3 protein-coding genes are annotated in these 7,905 nt (G+C 33.9%); all 3 read right to left on the bottom strand.

The window, feature by feature from the left end; all coding sequences use genetic code 11:
• Positions 1–340: 340 nt before the first annotated feature.
• The gene (locus HN894_09370; GenBank protein ID MBT7143536.1) at positions 341–5,518 is read right to left on the bottom strand and encodes a PKD domain-containing protein; all 5,178 of its coding nucleotides are present in this window, start codon (positions 5,516–5,518) and stop codon (positions 341–343) included.
• 425 nt (positions 5,519–5,943) lie between these two features.
• Positions 5,944–6,885: a T9SS type A sorting domain-containing protein gene (locus HN894_09375; GenBank protein ID MBT7143537.1), complete on the bottom strand. Its 942-nt coding sequence runs from the start codon at positions 6,883–6,885 to the stop codon at positions 5,944–5,946.
• Between the two features lie 69 nt (positions 6,886–6,954).
• Positions 6,955–7,905: hypothetical protein (locus HN894_09380; GenBank protein MBT7143538.1), on the bottom strand; the 951-nt coding region annotated here is incomplete at its 5' end.

The raw sequence follows: 7,905 nt of genomic DNA on the forward strand, positions 1-7,905 counted from the left end.
AAAATCAGGCAACATTTCAATCCAAAAAAGCGAAGCAAATTAAACAAATTTACTATTGTAAACAAATTATTTTTGTTGAAGTTTTTATCAATTGTTCTATGTTCTTTTATATGAGATTGTAAGAAGCAAATTTTATATTTGATTTAGACTAATTGAAACAGGAAATGGCTTTATTAAAAAACGGTTTTTATGAAAAAGACCTGACAGCCCAGATATCTATCAGGATTAAGCTGGCAGGTCTAATATTCAAATGATTAACTTTGATAAAGTAGGTGCTAAAATAGATTATTGTTTTAGCTAAAAATCGTTCAATTGTACACTGTACATTGCAAATCGTAATTTATTCCACATTCATAATTTTAGTATCAGAAAAATCAGAAGATTTTAATCTATAAAAATAAACTCCTGTCGGCAAATTTTTCCTTTCAAAAACAATAGTATGATTTCCGGAACTAAGGTTTTGCGAATGAATGGTTTTGATATTTTCACCAATCAGATTAAACAATTCTATTTCTACAAAAGCTTTTTCGGGAAGATAAAATCCTATTTCGGTTGTTTCTGAAAACGGATTTGGATTGTTTTGAAAAAGCTTTGTAATTGATAATTGATAATTGATAATTGATAATTTTTCGACAACTGAGATTTTATTTGTTTTATAAAATTCATCGCCTTCAAGCCAGGAATCTACATGTAGGTTTTGCTCTTTGCCATTTGCCATTAGTACAATGCTAAACATGCTATTTTCTTTCATTCCGTCAATTTTCTGCGAATATTCATCATTTCCCCAAATGGAAATTGCAAGGTTTTTTCCGGTAAAAACACCTGAACCAACCAATAATCCATCAGAGTTATAAACTCCTATTTCTGAACCAATTGGAGGTTCTGTTTCCCATGTGATTTTTGGAATGCCGAGGGTCATGTTGGAGCCAGTGTTTATTGTTGTTTTGAAATATTTGGGCTTAGGAATTTGGATATTTGATTTTGAAATATTTGTTGAATTTGGGGGATAAGTTAAAGTTGCTGCATTGTTCATTTTTGTATGGTAGCCCTGTCCCGGTAGCATGTCGCCAATCAAATTTACACCCCATGCTGGCCAGTATATCTGTCCTTGATAATCTTTTATCAATTCAATATCAGAGACAATTGCTTGCATCATTGTTTCGATAGATGCTGGTGATTGACGCAAATAGGCAATCATATTCCAACCTGCACCGAGACCTATTGGTGTCTGCTCCGGAATAACCATTATACCTGTAACAATAAGTGTATCTGTTTGACTCATCCTAACCTGATAAGCTTCTCCAATTGTATGGTTTCCGATATTATTAAACCAGAATTCAGGCCAATATACACTTCCGTAATTATCTTTAATAATGTTAACGTTTAATACTATATCGGCAAATACACTATCCAGCAAAGATTCAAATGGATCAATATATGTTGAAATCATATTCCAACCTTCCAATAAAACTACTTCATGGCTTGAACTTGCAGTAATACTTGCTATACCGGACATCCCGTTTGTTGCAAAATAACCTTGATTTGGAAAGCCAGATTCGTATGTTGCAACTGCAGGATATTCCATCCCTAAGGTTGTACTAAAAAGCTTCCAGGTAAAAGCTTCACCATCATAAAAGCCATCTTTGTAAGTTGTATATGAATCATGAAACCAAGCAGATAGTGCAGTATTTGTACCATCATAAATCTGATATCCACCACAAGCCAACTCTCCATTATCATCGACATAGAAAACTCCCATATAATCTCCAATCTGAATAGGATTTCCTCCAATTGTAATATTGGCAGTTGTAGGTATCAATATTGAATGGCTAATACTTGATATAGAATAAGTCCAATTAAATGAACCACTTTCATAAGTTAATGATAATAAACCGCTAATGCCGTTGACAGCAAAATGTGAAGTATTTGGCCAGCTAATCAAATCAAACTCAGCGACCATATCATAAGTTATATTTTCTGAAGCGTCAAATATCTTCCATTGAAATTCTTCTCCAACATCAAATCCGTCTTTAAAGGAAGTTTGCGTATCATCACCCCATGCAACCATTGCATCATTGTTGTTTTGCCATTGTAAGTAGCCTGCACACGCCAGAACACCCGCTGATTCGTAAAAAACACCTATATAATCGCCTGCATCAATTTGAACACCATTAATGGTCATTGGAATTGTATTAGGGATTAATACTGTATGATTTGTGCCTGAAATATTAAAAGACCATCCCGGATCATAAGTAATAATTGTATCCAAGACTTCAATATAATTAGGCATAAAAAGTGTATCTGTATTAAGAAGGTTCAATACGATTAAAGAAACTGAATAATTCCCGGGACTTTGATATATATGGTTTGGGTTTTGGTCTGTCGATGAAAAACCATCCCCGAAATCCCAATACCAACTTATCGGGTTTCCAATGGACATATCTGTAAAATCAACTTCTAATGGAACATCTCCTACAGTAACATTTGCTGTAAAATTAGCAATTATTGTATCTGAATTTTGTCCATTGATATTGAACTTAGATGCCATAATAATTTCTTTATTATTATTATTTTGAACAAATGCCACAATATGAGCATTAGACATATCAATCTCTGATGGGACAAACCAGGAAAAATCCAAATTAATACTTTGGAATGCAGTATATCCATTTACATCGCTACCATCTTCATCTGGAAACATCATACGCATCACATCAGGGAAAAAAGTTTCACCGGAGATGCCCGGAGCAACAGTATAATTCATATCTTCAACCAAAATAATATGTGCGGTATAATCTCCGCCAATGAAGTCAATATACGGCGTTAATGTAAGATCAATATTTAGGCTATCAGAACTTTGCTCATAATCTATTGTACCTGAAAAATTTGCAAAACCTGGTCTGTTATATTCATTATCAATGGCTTGCTGTGTTACAACTACGGGATTCCCTTGAACCTGATTACCTGCGATAATACAAGATGGGACTCCAATAAGCCCATAATATCCTACTCTGGCATCAGCTAATCCATATGCATTATTAAAATCGTACATAGGATCGCTTCCCGGCCAACTTGTTTGATATTGTATATGAGCAACCCTGTCAATATTCACAGGATCTCTGATTATATTTCTCATTGCAGAATCCTGTGAAACGCAAATACCACATGAGGCTTGTGTCCAATGCTCTATCAATACCATCCTATTTGAAATACTATCAAGTACATTAATAACAAAGGACATTGTATCATTATATGGGTTTTGATCAGCATAGCCGTTCGGGTTTGCAAATCCAACTGTTAAATTGTAAATCCCGGCATATTGGAGATTCAGAGGTAATATATATTGGACTGTATCAATTCCTAAAAACGGAATATTTAAATTGGAGGCTACAAATGAACTTGTTGCACCTGAATTGATTGAATAGAACATTTCAACATTTGAAATATTTGTTATTCCTTCATTTACTAAAACAGCTTTTAAATCATAACTTCCTACGGTTAAAAAATCTTCTAGTAAAATTTCCTGAATTGAGATATCATAATCTAATGGTTCATAAATTCTTACATTATCCAAAGCAAAACCATACAACCAACCTCCGCCATCATAATAATGCCAGGCTATCATAACATTTGATAAACCTGCATATTGAGATAAATTGATTTGGTATTTTTCCCAGTTTGATGCAGTGCCGGGCAGAATATCCAAATCCACCCATGACATTCCTCCACTTGTAGAAATTCTAAGAGTTGCCAATTCTGATGCTCCACTATAGGTTGCAGCCAAATAGTAATAGTCAAATTCAAGAACTACTGAAGAGGCACTTGAAAAATCAAAGCAATTTGTTTTCAAAAAATCATTACTCTTGTCACAATTACATCCATCGTCGTTAGTACAAGCAAAAGTAGTGTGAGTAGGAATTCCAAAATATAAACTACTCATAGAAGCAGAATCTCCTACCAACCACCCACCATCAGTTGCATTAGTTTCTTGCGTCCAGGAGGACGGTAAAATTCCGGATTCAAAATCTTCAAAATATGGTAAGGTATTGCATGTATTAACCTCGACATTAAAATATACATGTTCTGTACAATAATTGTTATCGGTAACATAAACAGAATGTATTCCCTCCTGAAGAGTAGTTACATTTTGCGCGAATATATCCCATGCTAAAGGCCAGAAATAACTATATGGAGGAGCTCCTCCACTAACAAATATATTTATCGCTCCATCATTTGCTCCACTTGAAGAAACACCAACAATATCTCCTATAACTACTATTGGGTCAGGTTCTGTTATTGTACACGAAGTTTGAACTATAGACAATGATGCATCTGTTACAGTAAGACCATAATTCCCGGCACTTAGGCTATCTATAGCCGGTATTGTACTACCATTTGACCACAGATATGAGTATGGTGGGATTCCACCAGTTACAAGTGCTTGTATATTTCCATCATTTCCCCCATTGCAGGATATATCAGATTTCTGAAAACCTACCGTAAGTTGAGGTGGAATAATACCCCAAACACAGCTGATCAGTACATCAGTAAAAATATATTTCGTTCTGTTAGGATTACCTGTCCATTCTCCATTGTCCCAGGAAGAACCTCTGAAAAACTTAAATTCAATATTTCCTGTGTCCAATTCAAGAGTAATCGAATATATACCATCAGAATTATTATCGCTTAATATCAAATTTGGATTTGAACCCGGTTCATCCCATGCAGATACAGGAGGTAAATCTCCGGCAAGGAAGAATGTATCGGTGGCAGGATTAAAATTAGGAACGAAATTTACATTAACTTCAAATGTTACCGTAGCAGTTGAAGATGGAGTCTCTTGAGGTAAACGGATATTATCGATATTCAAGTAGAAATTATCTGAACAATCATAATGTCTGAATGCAATATATATATCCATCCCGGCATAGGATGACAAATCGTAGGCATAATATTGCCAAGATATTGATGAAAGTAATTCTGTATGTAAAGTATCTGTAAAATCAGAAATAGAATTACCTGTTGTTGAAACTATGACTGAGTATTTTTCTGACGGCCATAGTGGATCCTGAGGTTTAACCCACCAGGAAACAGAATCTCCGCTCACAACAGATAGTTGATATGTAATTAGCCAATTGTCTGGTGTTAATAGAACTGAATTTGCCGCATCCCAAGATGCAGAAACAGCACAATAGCTTCCTTCCTGAACACTAAAACCTGATGGAGATTGTTCCCATCCAAATCCGTCACCGTCACTATCAACTGTTGTCCAGCCATTTGGCGGAAAACTATTTTCAAAGCTTTCACCAACTATCACATTTGAGTTTCTATTAACAGTAGCTAATCTTTTGGTTGGGTCGCTATTTGAATAAGATTGCAAATCTATTGTCCCGCTTTGATTCTTATAAATTTGGGTAGCCATTTGTTTAGTTTCCGGCAAATTTAAGCATTGCTTTGTTTGCCCGTGAGAAATTAAAGTTAAGCTAAGTAAAAAGTAAATAAAGTAGCATTTTTTCATAATCACAAATTTTAAATTATTTTTAATTAATAAATCACTCTTTTTAAAATATCAGTAGGTTCCTTTTTTATATTTTGAGTTATTAATTGGTTGTAATAAGAAATTTTGGCACACTCTTCCTGAATTTTACTGATATAAATATAAAGTTTCGACTTAATCATTATTCTCACTTTATCCATACTAAAACCAATACTGTGTAAAAGTATAAATTATTTCTTCTTTTCAAAAATATTGGCTATAATAAATTACCATGAATTGAATATGAGATAAGATTACAATTTCCCAAATAGTTAATCCATATTCATAAAAATCTGTAATGAAAAAGACCTGACAATACAATAGATAGCTATCGTTACTGTCAGGTCATATATTCAAAAGAAGAACTTGTAAAAGTTTAAAACCTAGACAAAGTTGGTATTAAAAAATTATTTAATATTCATAATTTTAGTATCAGAAAAATCAGAAGATTTTAATCTATAAAAATAAACTCCCGCCGATAAATTTTTCCTATCAAAAACAATAGTATGATTTCCGGAAGCATGGTTTTGCGAACAAATAGTTTTGATTTTTTCACCAATCAGATTAAACAATTCTATTTCTACAAAAGCTTTTTCGGGAAGGTAAAAACATATTTCTGTTATTTCTGAAAACGGATTTGGATTGTTTTGAAAAAGCTTTGTAATTGATAACTGACAATTGATAATTGATAATTTTTCGGCAACAGATATTTTGTTTGTTTTATAAAATTCATCGCCTTCAAGCCAGGAATCTACATGCAGGTTTTGCTCTTGGCCATTTGCCATTAGTACAATGCTAAACTTGCTATTTTCTTTCATTCCGTCAATTTTCTGCGAATATTCATCGTTTCCCCAAATTGAAATTGCAAGGTTTTTTCCGGTAAAAACAGATGAACCAACCAATAATCCATCAGAGTTATAAACTCCTATTTCTGAACCAATTGGAGGTTCTGTTTCCCAAACTGTTTTTGGAATGCCGAGAGTCATATTTGAGCCTGTATTTTTCACTCCTTTGAAATAAATAGGTTTTGAAATTTGGATATTTGATTTTGATAAATTTGCTGAATTTGCCGGATAAGTGAGAGATGCTGCATTGTTCATTTTTATTTGGTAGCCTTCGCCGGGATTCATGTTTCCAATTAAATTAACTCCATATATTGGCCAATAAGTTTGCCCTAAATAGTTTTTCACAATTTCGATATCACCAACTATATTACTCATCATTTCTATTATTGAAGCGGGAGTTTTTCTTAAATACGAAATAAATGACCATCCAAAAGGAATATTGCATATAGTATTTTCCGGTTGAACAGACAAACCTTCAATGGTCAAGATATCAGGGTTGACCATTTTAACTTGATAACCTTCGCAAATGGAAATATTACCTATTAAATTTACATTATATATTGGCCAATAAGTTTATCCTAAATAATTTTTCACAATCTCTACGTTTGAAACAATTTCATTAAAAATAGAATCAATTGATGAATCGAATGGATTGATATAAGTTGAGAATAAACTCCAACCTAAAGGAAGCGATATTTCCTGCGATTCGCTTGCAGTTAATGAGCTTATCCCGCTCAAACCATTTACAGCAAAAAAGCCTTGATCTGTCATAGGAGGAACCGGCATATATGTTGCATTTGCAATATATTCGACATTTTCGGAAGCATCCCAAATTTTCCATTTAAATTCTTCCCCCACAATGAAACCATCGTTTCCAATATCTTCGCCCCATGCTGTAATTGTTGTGCTTGCACCATCCCAAATTTGATAGCCACCACATGCTAATATTCCCAAAGAATCATAAAATACCCCAATATAATCTCCCGACTCAATTTGAATTCCATTTATTGTAATTGGTGTTGCTTCTTGAATTAGGATTGTGTGGTTTGTAGAAGTAATAGTAGATGACCAATCTGGGAAATTCAAGTTAGTCGGTTCAGTAATTTCAATACTTGTATCAGCAACACAGCCATTTCCATCGGTAATTTGTACTGCATAAAAACCAGCTGGTCGATCAGATAGAGTGTCATTTATACAAATAGTTGTGCCTCCTGAAACCCACTGATTGCCCTCTTGCCAATGGAAAGTAAAAGGAGGAGTTCCACTGACTGATAATTGTATTTCCCCGTCATTTCCACCATAGTAGCTTACGTCTGTGACAGAAATTACAATATCAATTATGTCTAAATTAACCATACCTGAAGCAACAGCATTGCACATATTTACATCTGTAACTAAAACTGTATAAGTTTGACCTACTGCAAGATTGCTTATATCTTGAGTAATTTCGCCTGTATTCCAAAAGTATGAATATGGTGAGGTTCCGCCTGATACTGATAAATCTATACTACCTGTTGAATTGCA

The sequence above is a fragment of the Bacteroidota bacterium genome (assembly GCA_018692315.1).
In the GTDB taxonomy this organism is placed as follows: domain Bacteria; phylum Bacteroidota; class Bacteroidia; order Bacteroidales; family JABHKC01; genus JABHKC01.